Annotated in this window: 15 protein-coding genes and 1 pseudogene; 1 reads left to right on the top strand and 15 read right to left on the bottom strand. The window is 35.5% G+C overall.

The annotated features are described in order from the left end of the window. Positions 1 to 189: 189 nt before the first annotated feature. From amrS to HZF24_RS14540, 3 genes are read right to left on the bottom strand one after another with little or no spacing between them, the layout of a single operon-like run. Positions 190 to 1,020 (bottom strand): AmmeMemoRadiSam system radical SAM enzyme, encoded by an 831-nt coding sequence (amrS, locus tag HZF24_RS14550; protein ID WP_179239070.1) that lies wholly within the window; start codon positions 1,018 to 1,020, stop codon positions 190 to 192. 20 nt (positions 1,021 to 1,040) lie between these two features. After that, positions 1,041 to 1,721, bottom strand: a complete 681-nt coding sequence (locus HZF24_RS14545) for a GNAT family N-acetyltransferase (RefSeq protein ID WP_179239069.1) — start codon at positions 1,719 to 1,721, stop codon at positions 1,041 to 1,043. Positions 1,722 to 1,765: 44 nt separating this feature from the next. Then, on the bottom strand, positions 1,766 to 2,254 hold the full coding sequence (locus HZF24_RS14540) for a flavodoxin family protein (protein WP_179239068.1): 489 nt from the start codon (positions 2,252 to 2,254) through the stop codon (positions 1,766 to 1,768). 197 nt (positions 2,255 to 2,451) lie between these two features. Between HZF24_RS14540 and HZF24_RS14535 the strand changes: the two genes are divergently transcribed. Next, positions 2,452 to 2,946 (top strand): hypothetical protein, encoded by a 495-nt coding sequence (locus tag HZF24_RS14535; protein ID WP_179239067.1) that lies wholly within the window; start codon positions 2,452 to 2,454, stop codon positions 2,944 to 2,946. A gap of 39 nt (positions 2,947 to 2,985) precedes the next feature. On the opposite strand, the gene HZF24_RS14530 is transcribed toward HZF24_RS14535, so the two are convergent. The 12 genes and pseudogenes from HZF24_RS14530 to HZF24_RS14475 form a co-directional block, all read right to left on the bottom strand. Further along, positions 2,986 to 3,534, bottom strand: a complete 549-nt coding sequence (locus tag HZF24_RS14530; RefSeq protein ID WP_179239066.1) for a GNAT family N-acetyltransferase — start codon at positions 3,532 to 3,534, stop codon at positions 2,986 to 2,988. Positions 3,535 to 3,670: 136 nt separating this feature from the next. Beyond that, positions 3,671 to 4,048 carry a zinc ribbon domain-containing protein gene (locus tag HZF24_RS14525; protein WP_179239065.1) on the bottom strand — a complete coding sequence of 126 codons (378 nt, stop codon included), beginning with the start codon at positions 4,046 to 4,048 and terminating at the stop codon, positions 3,671 to 3,673. 45 nt (positions 4,049 to 4,093) lie between these two features. Continuing rightward, positions 4,094 to 5,155 carry a 4Fe-4S dicluster domain-containing protein gene (locus HZF24_RS14520; protein WP_179239064.1) on the bottom strand — a complete coding sequence of 354 codons (1,062 nt, stop codon included), beginning with the start codon at positions 5,153 to 5,155 and terminating at the stop codon, positions 4,094 to 4,096. Between the two features lie 11 nt (positions 5,156 to 5,166). Beyond that, positions 5,167 to 5,631: pseudogene (gene msrB, locus HZF24_RS14515) on the bottom strand (peptide-methionine (R)-S-oxide reductase MsrB); the annotation flags it as partial. A 16-nt stretch (positions 5,632 to 5,647) separates the two neighbouring features. After that, positions 5,648 to 6,226: a GNAT family N-acetyltransferase gene (locus HZF24_RS14510; RefSeq protein WP_179239062.1), complete on the bottom strand. Its 579-nt coding sequence runs from the start codon at positions 6,224 to 6,226 to the stop codon at positions 5,648 to 5,650. Between the two features lie 18 nt (positions 6,227 to 6,244). After that, positions 6,245 to 6,787: a prolyl-tRNA synthetase associated domain-containing protein gene (locus HZF24_RS14505; protein ID WP_179239061.1), complete on the bottom strand. Its 543-nt coding sequence runs from the start codon at positions 6,785 to 6,787 to the stop codon at positions 6,245 to 6,247. 130 nt (positions 6,788 to 6,917) lie between these two features. Further along, positions 6,918 to 8,306 (bottom strand): dihydrolipoyl dehydrogenase, encoded by a 1,389-nt coding sequence (lpdA, locus tag HZF24_RS14500; protein WP_179239060.1) that lies wholly within the window; start codon positions 8,304 to 8,306, stop codon positions 6,918 to 6,920. 12 nt (positions 8,307 to 8,318) lie between these two features. Beyond that, entirely contained in the window at positions 8,319 to 9,620 is a 1,302-nt protein-coding gene (locus HZF24_RS14495) for a dihydrolipoamide acetyltransferase family protein (protein WP_179239059.1), read from the bottom strand. A 27-nt stretch (positions 9,621 to 9,647) separates the two neighbouring features. After that, positions 9,648 to 10,661, bottom strand: a complete 1,014-nt coding sequence (locus tag HZF24_RS14490; protein ID WP_179239058.1) for an ATP-NAD kinase family protein — start codon at positions 10,659 to 10,661, stop codon at positions 9,648 to 9,650. A gap of 81 nt (positions 10,662 to 10,742) precedes the next feature. Next, on the bottom strand, positions 10,743 to 11,714 hold the full coding sequence (locus HZF24_RS14485; RefSeq protein WP_179239057.1) for an alpha-ketoacid dehydrogenase subunit beta: 972 nt from the start codon (positions 11,712 to 11,714) through the stop codon (positions 10,743 to 10,745). Continuing rightward, positions 11,711 to 12,667 carry a thiamine pyrophosphate-dependent dehydrogenase E1 component subunit alpha gene (locus tag HZF24_RS14480; protein WP_179239099.1) on the bottom strand — a complete coding sequence of 319 codons (957 nt, stop codon included), beginning with the start codon at positions 12,665 to 12,667 and terminating at the stop codon, positions 11,711 to 11,713. The genes HZF24_RS14485 and HZF24_RS14480 overlap by 4 nt, the downstream gene beginning before the upstream one ends. Positions 12,668 to 13,138: 471 nt before the next feature. Further along, the gene (locus HZF24_RS14475; RefSeq protein WP_179239056.1) at positions 13,139 to 15,067 is read right to left on the bottom strand and encodes a sigma-54-dependent Fis family transcriptional regulator; all 1,929 of its coding nucleotides are present in this window, start codon (positions 15,065 to 15,067) and stop codon (positions 13,139 to 13,141) included. Positions 15,068 to 15,163: the final 96 nt, after the last annotated feature.

Here is a 15,163-nt window from a genome sequence, read left to right as displayed (position 1 = left end):
CTCCTCGCTTGTCAATTAAATATCATGCTCAGAATATCATATTAATTGAATTCAAGTCAAATTCGTGTATTTTATACTTAAACGTCCAATTATAAAATTAAGCTATAACAGAGAAAAATCAAATACCTCTGATTTCGTATTTCTTCGGAAATCAGAGGCAATGTATCGCAACTAAATTTTTTCTTTCAATTAACAATTTCCCTCATAAACATATTTGAGTTTCTCTCCGGCTGTTTTAGCAAGCTCATATACCTTTTTTACGTCCGTGGGATTTTTATCCTTCATTTTATGACAAGGGAAAAACCTTGATATATGCAAGGGTATTTCATTATCTAAGGATGCTATAAATTCAGATAAATTTATAATTTCCTGTTCACTGTCATTTTCGCCCGGAATTATAAGTGTGGTTATTTCTATATGGGACCGGGTATGAGCTGTTTTAATAAATTTTTTAACGGTTTCAAAATCCCCTCCAATATTTTTATAAAATTTTTCACTAAAACCCTTCAGATCAATATTAAAAGCGTCAATATATGGAAGTAGTTCCTTTAATATTTCTTCATTAACGCAGCCATTAGTCACCACCACATTTTTTAATTTGTTCTTTTGTGCTAAAACAGCACAATCTCTTACATATTCATAGCCGATTAATGGTTCATTGTATGTATATGCGATACCGATATTTTTCCGAGTTTCAAAGTCCAATGCGATTTGTACCAATTTTTCCGGTTCAACATGTTGGGTTTTTATATCATTCTTTTTTGCCATGGAAATTTCATAGTTCTGACAGAATGCACATTTCAGATTACAGCCAAAGCTTCCCACCGATAAAATCATGCTTCCGGGATAAAAGTGTCTGAGGGGTTTCTTTTCTATCGGATCCAAGGCTAAGCATGTGATTTCCCCATAATTAACAGCAGCAATCTTTCCGTTTATATTGCTTCTTGCATTGCATAAGCCTGTTTGATTTTCACTTAATTTACAATGATGATGACATACATTGCATTCTAATTTGCTCATGTTCATTACCTGATAATCCTTTATTTAGTAATGCTATAGTAATCCATAGTGTAATTTTCTTTGAAACCGCATGATTTATACAGATTTAAAGCATTTTTATTGTTTGTTTCGACCTGTAAGGTAATTGCTTCAGCATTACCTTCCTTTAATCCAATAATTGACAGCAGTAATAATTCTCTGCCGTAACCTTTACCGCGATATTCAGGCAAAACTTCGAGACCGTATATGCCTCCTATATTATCATTAATTTCTAATCTTGTCTTTCCAATTAAAGCATCATCTTTTTCGACAATATAAGTAGGTGATAATAATAATTCTTCAATATCACTTTCATTAAGGAATTCAAAATCAGCCTCAGAAATTTTTCTTATATCGCTATAAATTATTTTTCTAAAAGTTAAATCATCAAACCTTAATTCATTTATTACATCCATATCCAGATTCATATCGTATTCTGAATGATGGTATTCACCGCCTGCCTTTTTAATAAATTCAATACCTGCAGCAGAATTATTGTCGCTTAGCAAAAGCATTTCATTGGATTTCCTCTTATAAAATTCATCCTTTACCAAAGAAAACAACCTTGTAAAAATTCCTTTTTTTCTGTAATCAGGATGCACCATACCGTTAACTTCTAATGCTTCTCCACCAAAGCTGCCGATTCCCGCATATCCTGCAAGCATATTTCCGTCATAAAGCATGAATTCATTTATATGATTTAAATTATCCCTATTTCAGCAATATATTATTGTAGGTAAACACTATTCTTATTAATCCACTCTGAAACAGGTTCTGCTGCCTGTGCTGGTGTCAATGGATTTTTCATGTCTGTTTTTATAAAAAAGCTGTCAATTACCTTGCCTCCTTTTGATTCTACACGTTCTGCAATTGATTTGTATACAGGATATGGAGTTTTGCCGTCGGCTTGTGTGATGAAAACAAATACATTCTTGCCCGCAAGGTCAACATCGCTGAGAAATGTATTGATCGGTGTTGAGCTTTTACCTGCCCATACGGGAGAACCGATAAATATATTGTCATAGTCTTTTACATTAAAATCAATAGATTTAACTTTACCTTTCAATCCAAACAATGCTTTGAATGCTGCACCTGCAAAGCTGCAATCCTTGATAAGTTCAATTTTTTTAGCATCCCCACCTACTGCTTTTAATATTTCTTGAGCTGCCGTTTCTGTGTTTTTGCTTCTTGAATAATACACAACTAAATTTTTCATTGCTCTCCTCCAATACCTATAAAATTAATTACCTTATTATACCACATAATTGAATTAAACAGCAAAACATTATTGTATAAGCTGTTTTAAGAAAAAACATATTGTGTCTTTTATAATTTTCTTACATAAAATATAGATAAATTAAGATTTCCTCCGCCCATCGGCTGGGGAGAACATAATCGAAACAGGAGAGTGAAATGAATAATATATTTAATAAAATGCCGCAAGTTTATCAAAACAATATATATAGTGCCAATAAATATCTCGATGACAAGGTTTTTATGAACGAATTTCAGGTTCCGGTTAATCGCAATACAGGCTTTATGGAGGTTTTTGTATTTACGGACCGTGGAGAATTTGCTGTGCCCGGAGCATTAATAACAATATATGCGAGACAAGAAAACAATGATATACCTGTTTTTAATACACCTACCGGTAATTCTCCTATTATAGTAAATTTGCCGGTTGCTCATCCTTTAGGAAGTTTAATCAGAGGACCGGAATATTATTTCACAACATATGATATCACTGTGAATGCTGCCAATTTTGCACCGTACAGATGTAACAACATTCGTCTTTTTGAAGGGATTACAACAAAATTTAATGTTGATATGCTTAGATTAGTTCCACAACAATACCCTCTTCCCGAGAATGTAGTCAATTTACCGCCTCATCCAAGAGATGAAATTTAGTTAAAAACGTGACAGTTGAAATGAAATACATATCAACTGTCACAGTGATTTAATCATAATTATTTCTCCATAATAGCGTCCATCCTTTAATTTAAAAGCTTTATGTATAACTCCGCATTTTACGAATCCAAACTTTTCATAAAGGTTAATTGCCTTATTATTATTTTCTACAACTGTAAGTTCTACTTGCTCAAAACCAATTTCTTTGGCCTTACCGATTATTTCGGACAACAGGATATCACCTATTCCCATACCCCAAAACTTTTGCTTAACAGCAATTCCGAATGTTGCACGATGAGATAATTTTATCCTTTCGCCCACACAGCTAATACTTGCATTTCCTGCCAATTCATTCTCTACAAATGCTGCGATCATGATGCTGTTTTCACTGTCAATCATTCTTTTTAGTATGCTTCCTTCTTCCTCAATAGTCATAGTGACTTCTTCCGAATAGCGAACCATGAATTCTGTTTCTGCAGATGTAGTTTTTAAATAGTCTATCATACTTTCTGCATCTTCAATCAGCGGACTCCGTAAAATACAGCTTGCACCGTTTTTCAAGACTACCTCTTTTTTCTCAAAAATCATATTTATACTCCCTACTGAAATAGATATTTTACTAAATATGCTATGCCAAATCCTGCAAACAGCAGAATATACATCATTACTCAAGGCGGGCAAATTTTATACCACGGTTTTTTATCTCTTTTCATATCTTCCTCACTCATAGACTTTTCCCGCAATTCGGGCAATAATTGTGTTCCTTGCTTACTTGGCTGCCGCAATTTGGACACATATCACAATTGCAAATTCCTTTATGCATCAGTTCAAGGTCACTATCCTTCAGAAAGACGTTATGTCCTTGTCCTCTTTCCATCATCAGCCCTTTCTCTTTGTTTTTTATCAGGTACAAGCTGTTGCAGCAGGTTGTTCTTGCATAAAACTTTTTGTTAAACTTAAATAGCGGTATGAAGAAAAAACTAAAAACACTGTATTCCATGTAACTTTCATATCTGCCGTATTGGGTACAGCAGCTGCACATTATTGGTTCATAATAATCTAATTCTTCTCTTTTTTGATATATACCTGCAATAAATAACATGCCATTTTCCTCTTCAGTCAGTTAATTTAATTAATTTTGACTTCTTTATCTTAACCACGGTGCATCTTCTCTGATTATAGGACGCACGCCATACTTTTCGTCGAATTCTTTTAATATCTTTCTCCGAACCTCACCTGATGTTTTGATTTCAGATATTAATTCTTCCGATATACCATACGTGAACGGACAGTTAGCTATGCATATGGCACAATCCGTACCTAAGCATCTCCACCGCCTGTAGCATTCCTCAGCATTTATTTTCCACCTTAAAACTCCGTCCTTTTCCTCTCTATCTGTTTTAGAAATTGCTTTACCGGGGCATGTCCTCGCACATCTTCCGCAGTCTGTACAAAATTCTTTCACACCAAAACACTGTTTTTCGTCAGGTATCAAAGGAATATCCGTAGTTACCACACCTAATCTGATGCATGGTCCGTATTCCTTAGTTACAATAAGTCCGTTTCTTCCAAACTCACCTATGCCTGCATCCATAGCTACCAAAGGAGCAACAACCAGGTAATTCCCGTCCATATGATTCATTGCATCGTATCCAAGTTCTCTTATATAGTATGAAAGAACCATACCTATAGTGGCTGCCTCCACATATCCCTTTACCACTCCTATTGCCTCTGATAACTTTGGTGCCCTCATTATCATTTCATTGTCCATAGCATATGCAAAAACTATTCCGTATTTGTGTTTATTTGTCACTTCTTCACCGTAATTTTCCGTATGTCTGCCTCTGTGGGAATAATAGTGGTAATCCTTCATCTCTGTTATACCCACTAATGCAGCATTGTAAAACGTAGCGAGACCTTTTAATTTTTCAGTCATAGATACAGGATTAACTTCTACCTTGTCTTCTGCAGGCTTTCCTTCACTTAATTTCCTGATATCCCCCAAATATTTAAATGCTGAATCAACTATCGGTGAATTAATCATGTCATGCATAACAGAACCTTCTTGTCCCATTTGAGGCAGTAATCTTAATGAATCATCTATTTCCTTCATGTGAGGGTTTCTGCCGTAATAATCGTTATATATTTCGCTTCCCTCTTCATAATTCATTCTTGAAAACATGATGTTTCTTTCATCGTATTTATTCATAGGTTGCTCCTTTAATTTATCAATTCAACAAATTCTCCGTAGCCTTCCTTCTCCATCTCCGACAGCGGTATGAATTTCAAGGAAGCACTGTTTATGCAGTATCTTAATCCACCTTCCTCAGCAGGGCCGTCATTAAAAACGTGACCTAAGTGGGAATCGCTGTTCCTGCTTCTTACTTCTGTTCTTTCCATGCCAAAGGATTTGTCTCTTTTGTATACAATTAAATCTTTGTCTATAGGCTTAGTAAAACTCGGCCATCCGCAGCCGGAATCGTATTTGTCCGCAGATACGAAAAGAGGCATGCCTGTAACTATATCTACATAAATTCCCTTCTCTTTATTACTCCAGTATTCATTGTCAAAGGGCGGCTCCGTATAACTGTGTTGTGTTACGTTGTATTGCTCTTTCGTAAGCTTCTTCTTGATTTCCTCATCAACAGGCTTATTGTATTTTTCAATTTCTATTTTTTTCTTATCCATAGTACTCCTTTTTTCATGCTTTAAAAATTTTCTTGTTCATTCTTTCGTAATCTTCTTTTAATATTGAATAAATTGCCGAATCGCAAATCCCTGTATTATTTTTACCAGCTTGCCGTAAAATACCCTCAATTTGCATTCCTGATTTTACCATTACCTTGCCGGAGCCGGGATTTTTAGTGTCATGTCTTGCTTCTATTCTATTTACTCCAACCTCTTCAAAGAAAAACTTCAATAATGGTTTCATTGCTTCAGTCATAATTCCTTTGTTCCAGAATCTTTTTCCTATAACGTATCCAACCTCAAATAATTTCAAATCATCAAACATTCTGGGCGCACCTATACTTCCGATTACTTCATTTGTTTCCTTGAGCACAATACACCAATGATAGTAATTATCTCTTTCGGAATCATTAACGTATCCTTGTACAACCTTCTTTGTTTCCTCGATACTCTTATGTGCAGGCCAGGTTATATATCTCGTAACATCATCATCATTAGCAAAATTGTTATACATATCTTCAATATCTGTTAATTCAAATTTTCTTAAAATCAATCTTTCCGTTTCAATTGTCTTTGTACCTAAATGCTTCATATTAGCCCCCTGTGTTTATTATAGCTCTACTATAACAGGTTCATGACCTGTATACGGTAAAAAAACATTTATAATGTCTGATGTTTTAATTTTTAAGCTTGTAGTATTTACGCATGGGTGACATCCAAAATATTCGCTTTCTAAAACATCTTTATCGATAACCAATTTAACTTTATGTTTCTCATCAAACATAAGACCCATTACACTGAGAGAGCCCGGCGCAATATTTAAAAATACCTCCATGTATGTACCGTCCGCAAAAGATAATCTTGAGCTTCCTATCTGCTTAGACAAATCTTTAGTCAGAAATTTTTTGTCTCCCGGCATAACCAAAAGATAGAAGTCCTTCTTGGAGGAATTGCATAAAAACAAATTCTTTGCTATACTGACTCCCAATAAAGATTCCGTATTACCCAAATCTTGTATTGTCTTTGCTTCAGGATGATCAATTCCTGCGAATCGTATATTCAATTTATTTAATAAATCATATGTATAAATTTCCTTCTGCAGCCTGCCGCTGTCATCAGGTTTATTGTAAAACAAAGTGTTTTCTTTATGCATCTTTTGTACTTCCCTTTCTTGTTCAATACTGAAAATCTAAGTTTCTTAATCATTTGTTATATTTTACTATAGTATTATTATTCTTACAACAATAAAAAAAGTGACAGTGTTTTGTAACTGTCACAATAAGTTATTTCTTAGGAATATGAATGGCATTTCCATAAGTTGAATGAGCCGCTTCATGGAGAATTTCTCCTACTGTGGGATGGGCATGTATCGTAGAAGTAATTTCATCGATTGTAGCTTCCAGTCTGATGGCAAGTGCTCCCTCAACTATTAAATCGGTTGCTCTCGGTCCCGATATATGGAGACCTAATATTTCTCCGGTGTCAGCATCCGCAATGTACTTTGCTATACCGTCAGTATCACCTTCTATTATTGATTTCCCATTTATATACATTGGAGCAATACCAACCTTTATAGCATAACCTCTTTCTTTTGCTTGTTTTTCTGTTAGTCCTACTCCTGCAAGCTCAGGCTTTGTGTAAACACAATATGGTATTGTTTTAAAATCAATTTGAGGTTTTCTATTCATTATGTGCTCTGCGGCTACGATACCTTGCGCTGATGATATATGAGCCAGCATTGCCCCTCCTGTACAGTCTCCCACAGCATAAATGTTATCTGCATTAGTTTTCATATTTTTATTAACTTTTACTCTTCCTTTTTCAGTTGTTACTCCTGCTTTTTCTAAGGATAGGTTTTCAGTAACCGGTCTTCTGCCTATAGACAAAAGAACCTTTTCTGCCTGTATTGTTATTTTTCCTGAAGACGAAGAAACATTTAGCTGTAATCCATTGCTTGAATTATTAATTGATTCAAGCTTTGTGTTATTGTAAATTTCAACTCCATTTTTTAACAGCTTATCCTTTAGCGGCTTTACTATGTCCTGATCCATATTTGAAACTATGTCGGGGAGCATTTCAACTATGGAAACCTTGCAGCCTAATGAAGAATAAATGCTGGCTATTTCTGTCCCTATTACTCCTCCCCCTATTATTACCATACTTTTGGGGATTTCTTTTAAAGACAGAACCTCATCACTGGTTATAACCCCCGGTAAATTTATCCCGGGTAACGGAATTATAACAGGGGCTGAACCGGTTGCTATGATAGCGTAGTCAAAATCTAAAATAATTTCACCGTCATCGCTTTTTATTTTTATCTGGCGGCTGTTAACAAAGCTTCCTTCGCCTGCTATTTTTGTTACCTTATTGCTTCTTAATAACGTTTCTACCCCTCCTACTAATCTGTTTACAATTGTTTCTTTTCTTCTTTGCAGCTGCTCCCAATTTATTTCGGCTCCTTTTATGTCAATTCCTATTTCTTTAAACTCTTTATTGACATTTTCCATTTCAACAGAGGTATGCAGCAGAACCTTTGTCGGAATACAGCCTCTGTTTAAACAAGTTCCGCCTACCTTATCCTTCTCAACAACAGTTACCTCAGCCCCCAATTGTGCAGCACGTATAGCCGCAACATAACCACCGGGACCTCCTCCTAAAATTACTATTTTCATCGCAGCACCTCCCTATAACAAAAGAAGTCCTGGCTTCTCGACATAATCTTTTAATTTTGCTAAAAATTCTGCCGCTACTGCTCCGTCCACCACCCTATGATCTGCTGTTAGGCTTAAATTCATCATAGGCTTGATTTTTAATTCTCCATTAACGACTACCGCTTCTTCCTTTATTGAATTTACTCCGAGTATAGCTACTTCCGGCTGATTTACAATAGGTGCGAATGATTCAATTCCATACATACCCAAATTGCTTATTGTAAATGTTCCGCCGGTAAGCTCGTCCGGTGATAATTCGTTATTCCTGGCTTTTTCAGCCATTGTTTTTATTTCTTCGGAAATTTCTTTTAATCCTTTAACGTTGGCGTACTTAACTACAGGTACTAAAAGACCTTCGGGAAGTGCTACGGCAACCCCGATATTTACGTAATTTCTGATTATTATATCGTTTTCTTCAACCGAACTGTTTAATAGCGGAAATTCTAATAAAATTCTGGATAAAACCTTTACCAATATGTCATTATATGATATTTTAGCTGTTTCTTTTATTTCTTCCCTGAATTGTTTCATTGCCGTTATATCAACCTTTATATTAAAGGTAACGGTTGGTGATATCTGCATGCTTTCAAGCATCCTTTTTGCGATAATCCTTCTCATTGCACTCATCGGCTTTCTGAATTCCTGAGGATCCGCAAACCTTTGAAGTTCTTCACTCAGTTTAAATTTAATAACATCATCCTTCATTATACGAGCATCTTTATCAATTTTAGATATATCGACTCCAAGGTTATATGCTACCAATAATGCTGTAGGTGATGCCTTTTTCTTATTTTCTTTTTCTTGCTCTGAATAATTTTTAATGTCATTTTCAGTTATAGAGCCATCCGGTCCCGTACCTTTAATTAAATTTATGTCCACACCTAATTCTGTAGCTATTTTCTTAGCTCTTGGGGAAGCTTTAACTCTTCCTCCGGTGACTGCAGCCGCAGTTGACGGCTTAGCGTTATTATCTTTTTTTAACTCTGTTTTTTCAACTTCTTCAGCACCTGTCTGATTTAATAATTCTGTTATATCTTCATCCTCATCTCCTATAATTGCAACCGGAGCTAAAACAGGAACTGTTCCGCTGCTTACTAAAATTTTTCTTAATACGCCTTCATTTATCGCTTCATATTCATTTGTTAATTTATCTGTTTCAATGTCGAAAAGAATTTCACCTTTCTTTATTATATCTCCTTCTTGCTTCCTCCAATTTGAGATAACGCCTTCACTCATAGTGAGACCTAATTTAGGCATTACTAAGATATTTGCCATATTGTCCTCCTTATTAAAAGTTACAAATTATATCAAACTATCGTTTTTTGTCTTAAAAAAACCGTTGTTCTGTGCTGTTTCCAAAGCTCTTTTAACATTTATGCGCCTTGGACCGTGACGTGTTACCTTAAAAACAAATTCTTGCTTTTCAGAAAATTGTATTTCTCTTTCTCCATCAAGAGCTATAGTTCCTCTGAAGCTCGTAGTATATTTATATTCATCGTCCAAATTTAAAATTATCGGTTCTGAAACAGACACAGGTGCAACAACTCCTGCTGCTACGGCTGCAAATACTTTAGAGTTATTATTATTTATATCTACACATGCGCCATAATCATCTTTTGGTAAAATAATTTTTCTACTCCCTACAATTGCGGAAAATCCTATTGATGCAGGATGACATCTTGAAACAAAAATTTTATCGATGCTGTCCATATCCCATATTGCCTTTGAACCGACAAAGGTTTCTTTAGATATGACCGCATCAATAAGAGCTATGTCCTCAAGAACACCATTCTTATATATTTCTATCCGCTTATCACGTTCAATGTAAAAGCTTTCGTCGAAACTGCCGTTGGCAGTCGCAGCAGCGGCCATTCCCGCAATTGTACCCTCCATCATGACGGGATACGCATTGTTTGTGCCTGTGGAAATAGAAATCAGCGGTGTGTTTTTAACAACCTTTGCTACCGCTCTGTTTGTACCGTCACCTCCAAGCACAACTATGCAGCCCACATTTAGTTTTTCCATCTGCTCTGCAGCCGCAAGTGTATCTTCTATACCATCGTATCTGTACATGTCTATTACGTTTATTTCACACCTTAATTCGTCGCAGGTGTTTAATTTTTCTTCAACTCTGTATCCCATGTTGAAGGAGTCCGGCATCATGTATACCCTGCCAACACCCAGTGCCTGAGCTCCTAAAATAATTCTCTCCACAATATTTATTTTTTCATTATTATCTATAACCGTGGCATGGGACACCAGTCTTCTGATATCTTTTCCGGAAGCAGGATTTGCTATTATTCCTATGGAAATCATGTGCCAACCTCCTATTATATAAAAAAGAAACAAGTAGCTTTAATAATATCAATATTATTAAAGCTACGAAATTTCTATTATTTAAAATAATGATTTAACCGCAGCTACAATATCCTGATTATTTGGCAATACATAATTTTCTAAGTTCAGTGCGAAAGGAACAGGTGTGTTTAATGCTCCCACCCGTTTAATAGGGGCATCTAATTCATAGAAATATTCTTCAGCTATTATCGATGCGATTTCTCCGGTAAATGCACCTCTTTTAGCCTCTTCGTTTACCAGTACCACCTTGTGAGTCTTTTCCAGCGATTTGAAAATTGTTTCTTTATCAAGAGGGAAAAGGCTCCTTAAATCTACAATCTCTGCATTTATTCCATCCTTAGCCAATGCTTCTGCGGCTTTCAATGAATCAAGTACCTGTCGTCCATAGGTTATGATAGTTACATCTGTACCTTCTTTTGTAACAGAAGCTTTGCCAAACGGAATAGGTTCAACCTTATCCTCAACTTCACTTTTAACAGAGTATAATACTTTGTTTTCCAGAAAAACAACAGGATTATCATCATCTATAGCTGTAAGCATCAATCCATATGCATCCTGAGCATTTGACGGATATACAACCTTTAACCCCGGCACATGTGTTACCCATGACTCAAGAGATTGAGAGTGCTGTGCGGCAGCGCTGATACCGCCTCCTGCAGGCAATCTCACCACCATCGGAAGGGCAATTTTTCCGCCGAACATATATCTCATTTTAGCTGCCTGATTTACTAACTGATCCATTCCCACTGTCAGAAAGTCAACAAACATCAATTCAGCTATGGGTCTTAATCCGCATGCCGCCGAGCCAACAGCTGCTCCTATTATAACTCCTTCGGAAATCGGAGTGTCTCTTACTCTCATATCGCCGAATTCTTCCCACATTCCTGCTGATACTCCAAAGCATCCGCCAAATTTTCCTACATCTTCGCCAAAAAGAAGAACATCAGAATTTTCTCTCATTCTTTGGCTCATACCTTCTCTTATACCTTCTGCATATGTCATTTTTTTCATCTCACTCTGCCCTCCTCAACTATATCGGTATATACATCTTCAAGAGCTGATTCCAACGTCGGCACATTGCTTTCATCCGCAAATTTTTCTGCTTCCTTTACCATATTTTCAACCTTGGCATTTTCTTCTTTTATTTCTTCCTCAGTCATAATGTTATTTTCTAAAATATATTTTTCGATTCTTGGTATTGGATCCTTTTTCAACCATGCTTCCAACTCTTCTTTAGTCCTGTAAACAGTCATATCACCTTCAAAATGTCCCCTGTGTCTGTATGTCTTACATTCAATCAGTGTGGGTCCCTGTCCTTTTCTTGCTCTTGCAACAGCCTCACCTACAGCCTCATAAACTGCAAACACATCATTACCGTCAACAGTTATACCCGGTATATTATATGCCGTAGCTCTCACAGATACATCTGTTATAGCTTGATGTCTTTCCTGGCTTACTGAAATACCGTATCCGTTATTTTCACAGACAAACACTACCGGCAGTTTCCAGACACTTGCTAAATTCAAGGCCTCATGGAATGTACTTTGATTTGTTGAAGCATCACCAAAGAAGCAAACACATACCTGACCTGTTTTTTTGTATTGTGCAGCCAGTCCTGCACCGACAGCTATGTTGTGACCTGCACCGACAATACCGTTAGCTCCGAGTATACCTTTTGTTGCATCAGCAATGTGCATTGATCCGCCTTTACCTTTACAATAGCCTGTTTCTTTTCCAAACAACTCAGCCATCATATTGTCTAAATTTCCGCCTTTAGCAATAATATGACCATGACCTCTGTGTGTACTTGTTATGTAGTCATCATTGTTCAAATTGGCGCACGCACCTGTTGCGACAGCTTCTTCACCTATATATAGATGAACGAATCCGGGAATTTTACCTTCTGCAAATAAGTCCTTTGCCCTTGATTCAAATTTACGAATCTTCAGCATTGTTTCATACATATTTTTGATTTGTTCGTTTGTAATGTTCAAAATTATTACCTCCCATCATTTTTTATTTCTACTTTTACACTTGCTGCTGCGATCCCTATAAAACCATCACGTCCTGTCCATGAAAGTCCCATGCCAAATTCTATTATGTATCTTTTCGTATTATCACCCCCTGCTTGTTTGTATTTATGAATAGCAATATATATGCCAATGATATAAGATTAATATAATTGTGCAAAATAACTTAACTTTAGTTGAAATTTAAGCATAATTTTAACTCCTTTAAAAAATATCTCGATAATTGTTTTAGGAATTAGTATATAAAAAAATATCAATATGAGACTATTTTCTCAAATTGATACCATGACAAAAATAAACAGCTAATACGATAAAGAAACTGTCTCAAATTGAGAATTAATTTGAGACAGTTTTATTGCACTTATAATGTCTGCACAAAATCGAAGATTTGGGTCATCTGCCTAATTATTGTGCTAATTTTTCTATTTTATCCAAATCTATTGAATACAATTTTATTTTTCTATATATTGTTGCCTTGCTTATATTTAAATCCTGTGCTGCTTTTGCAGCATTTCTGTTGTTTACAGATAAAGCTTGGATAATTCGGTCTTTTTCAATTTCCTTTAGATTAAAAGACGTTAATTCCTTGTTAACATACCCGCTTTGCTTTGACAATACAATATTATTAATAACTTCTCCTTCTGACATGTAATAAGCTCTTTGAATAATATTTTTCAGTTCTCTGACATTTCCTACCCATTCATGACGCGTCAGCTTATCTTCAAAAGAATGGCCGAATGTTTTATTGATTTCTTCATTTTCTTTATTAAGTTCATTTAAAAAGTATTTTGCAAGTTCTAATATATCTTCTTTTCTATCCCTTATCGGAGGAATTCTTAAATTAATAACATTTAATCTATAGTATAAATCCTGCCTGAAAGAGCCGTCTCTTATTTCATCGAGTAAGTTTCTATTAGTCGCTGCTATTACTCTCACATCTAAATCTCTTTCAAATGTACCGCCAATTCTTACAATTTTATTATCATCTAATACTCTTAAAAGCTTAGGCTGTATATCTAATGGTATTTCTCCGATTTCATCCAAAAATATAGTGCCGCCTCTTGCCAGCTCAAATTTTCCGGGTCTGCCACCCTTCATTGCACCTGTAAAGGACCCGCTTTCATAACCAAAAAGCTCGCTTTCAAATAACTCCTTTGGAATTGCAGAGCAATTTATTGCTATGAAAGGCCCGTTCCTTCTGAAGCTTTCATTATGTATTGATTGAGCATACAATTCCTTTCCCACTCCGCTTTCACCTTCAATCAAAACGGAACAGTTTGTTTTAGAAATCTTCTTTGCTGTTTTTATTAATTCTTCCATTTTGCTGCTAACCGTAACAATGCTGTCAAATGTATAGTTTGCCTTAAAACCGGCTAATTTGCTTATTTCTTTTCTTATTTGTTTAGCTTCTCTGACTAAAAAAACTGCACCGATAACATCATCACCCAAAATAATTGGAGATATGGTCAAAGAACATTCAATTTTTTTATCGTTTATTACAAGTGTTATATCTGAGTATTTAATTTTTTGTTTATTATTGAATATGTTACTGACAATATTGAAATCTTTAAATACCTCCATAATGTTTATATTGTATATTTCAGTTTCACCCAATTTAAATATTTCCGGTATTTGATGGTTAAATTTATAAATTTTCATTTCACTGTTCATAATCATTAAACCATCAAGAATTGAATCAAAGGTAGTATCCATAAGCTTGTATGATTCAAGTATAGTAAATTGTTTTTCTATGCTGTTGGCACTTGATACTGCTATGCCGTATGTATGTGCCTGTACATCTTCAGCTCTTCCCGATAAATCAAAGCATCCGATTAATTCACCCTTACTGTTATGTATGGGTGCGGCGGAACAGGTCCATCTATGATGATATTCGCAATAATGCTCGGCTCCTATTACCTGTATAGGCTTATTCATTGCAAGACAAGAGCCTATTGCATTATTCCCGACGCTTTTTTCATCCCATAGTGAGCCCAGCACAAAATTTAATTTCTTGTGATTTTCTTCTAAGACTTGGTTAATAATCAAATCAATTATTATACCCTTTTCATCAGTCAGGACAACGCTGTAGCTTGTATCCTTTACTATTTCAAATACATTCTCCATAATGGGTCTGGCTACTTCTATAAGGTCCTTCCTTTTATTTAAGCTTTCAGCCAAAACCTTATCTGTTACCTTAGTTCCTTTTCCAAATTCGAAATCTACTTTCATTTTTTCGCATCTATACCAGGACGATAAAATTTCAGGTCTTATGTCTTTAGATACCTCATGACCTCTAACAAACTTTTCCCAATTTTCTTTTAGTTTATTAAACAATTCTATCCCTCCCTTTTTAACAACAGGTATATAATATGTTTTTGCAGTTAATGAACTATGTTATTTTGGATTATAACACAAAATGAAAATGTTTTC

The sequence above is a fragment of the Sedimentibacter hydroxybenzoicus DSM 7310 genome, assembly GCF_013403245.1.
Lineage (GTDB): Bacteria > Bacillota > Clostridia > Tissierellales > Sedimentibacteraceae > Sedimentibacter > Sedimentibacter hydroxybenzoicus.
Note: the sequence above shows the minus strand (reverse complement) of the source record. Positions and strands in the feature narration are given on the sequence as shown.

Excerpts from the sequence above, each read along its gene's own strand:
- HZF24_RS14510 (WP_179239062.1), bottom strand. The coding sequence starts at position 6,226 with ATGAAGCATTTAGGTACAAAGACAATTGAAACGGAAAGATTGATTTTA.
- HZF24_RS14545 (WP_179239069.1), bottom strand. The coding sequence starts at position 1,721 with ATGCTTTATGACGGAAATATGCTTGCAGGATATGCGGGAATCGGCAGC.
- HZF24_RS14490 (WP_179239058.1), bottom strand. The coding sequence starts at position 10,661 with ATGATTTCCATAGGAATAATAGCAAATCCTGCTTCCGGAAAAGATATC.
- lpdA (WP_179239060.1), bottom strand. The coding sequence starts at position 8,306 with ATGAAAATAGTAATTTTAGGAGGAGGTCCCGGTGGTTATGTTGCGGCT.
- HZF24_RS14540 (WP_179239068.1), bottom strand. The coding sequence starts at position 2,254 with ATGAAAAATTTAGTTGTGTATTATTCAAGAAGCAAAAACACAGAAACG.
- HZF24_RS14520 (WP_179239064.1), bottom strand. The coding sequence starts at position 5,155 with ATGAATAAATACGATGAAAGAAACATCATGTTTTCAAGAATGAATTAT.
- HZF24_RS14485 (WP_179239057.1), bottom strand. The coding sequence starts at position 11,714 with ATGAAAAAAATGACATATGCAGAAGGTATAAGAGAAGGTATGAGCCAA.
- HZF24_RS14535 (WP_179239067.1), top strand. The coding sequence starts at position 2,452 with ATGAATAATATATTTAATAAAATGCCGCAAGTTTATCAAAACAATATA.
- HZF24_RS14530 (WP_179239066.1), bottom strand. The coding sequence starts at position 3,534 with ATGATTTTTGAGAAAAAAGAGGTAGTCTTGAAAAACGGTGCAAGCTGT.
- HZF24_RS14495 (WP_179239059.1), bottom strand. The coding sequence starts at position 9,620 with ATGGCAAATATCTTAGTAATGCCTAAATTAGGTCTCACTATGAGTGAA.
- HZF24_RS14525 (WP_179239065.1), bottom strand. The coding sequence starts at position 4,048 with ATGTTATTTATTGCAGGTATATATCAAAAAAGAGAAGAATTAGATTAT.
- HZF24_RS14480 (WP_179239099.1), bottom strand. The coding sequence starts at position 12,667 with ATGTATGAAACAATGCTGAAGATTCGTAAATTTGAATCAAGGGCAAAG.
- HZF24_RS14505 (WP_179239061.1), bottom strand. The coding sequence starts at position 6,787 with ATGCATAAAGAAAACACTTTGTTTTACAATAAACCTGATGACAGCGGC.
- amrS (WP_179239070.1), bottom strand. The coding sequence starts at position 1,020 with ATGAGCAAATTAGAATGCAATGTATGTCATCATCATTGTAAATTAAGT.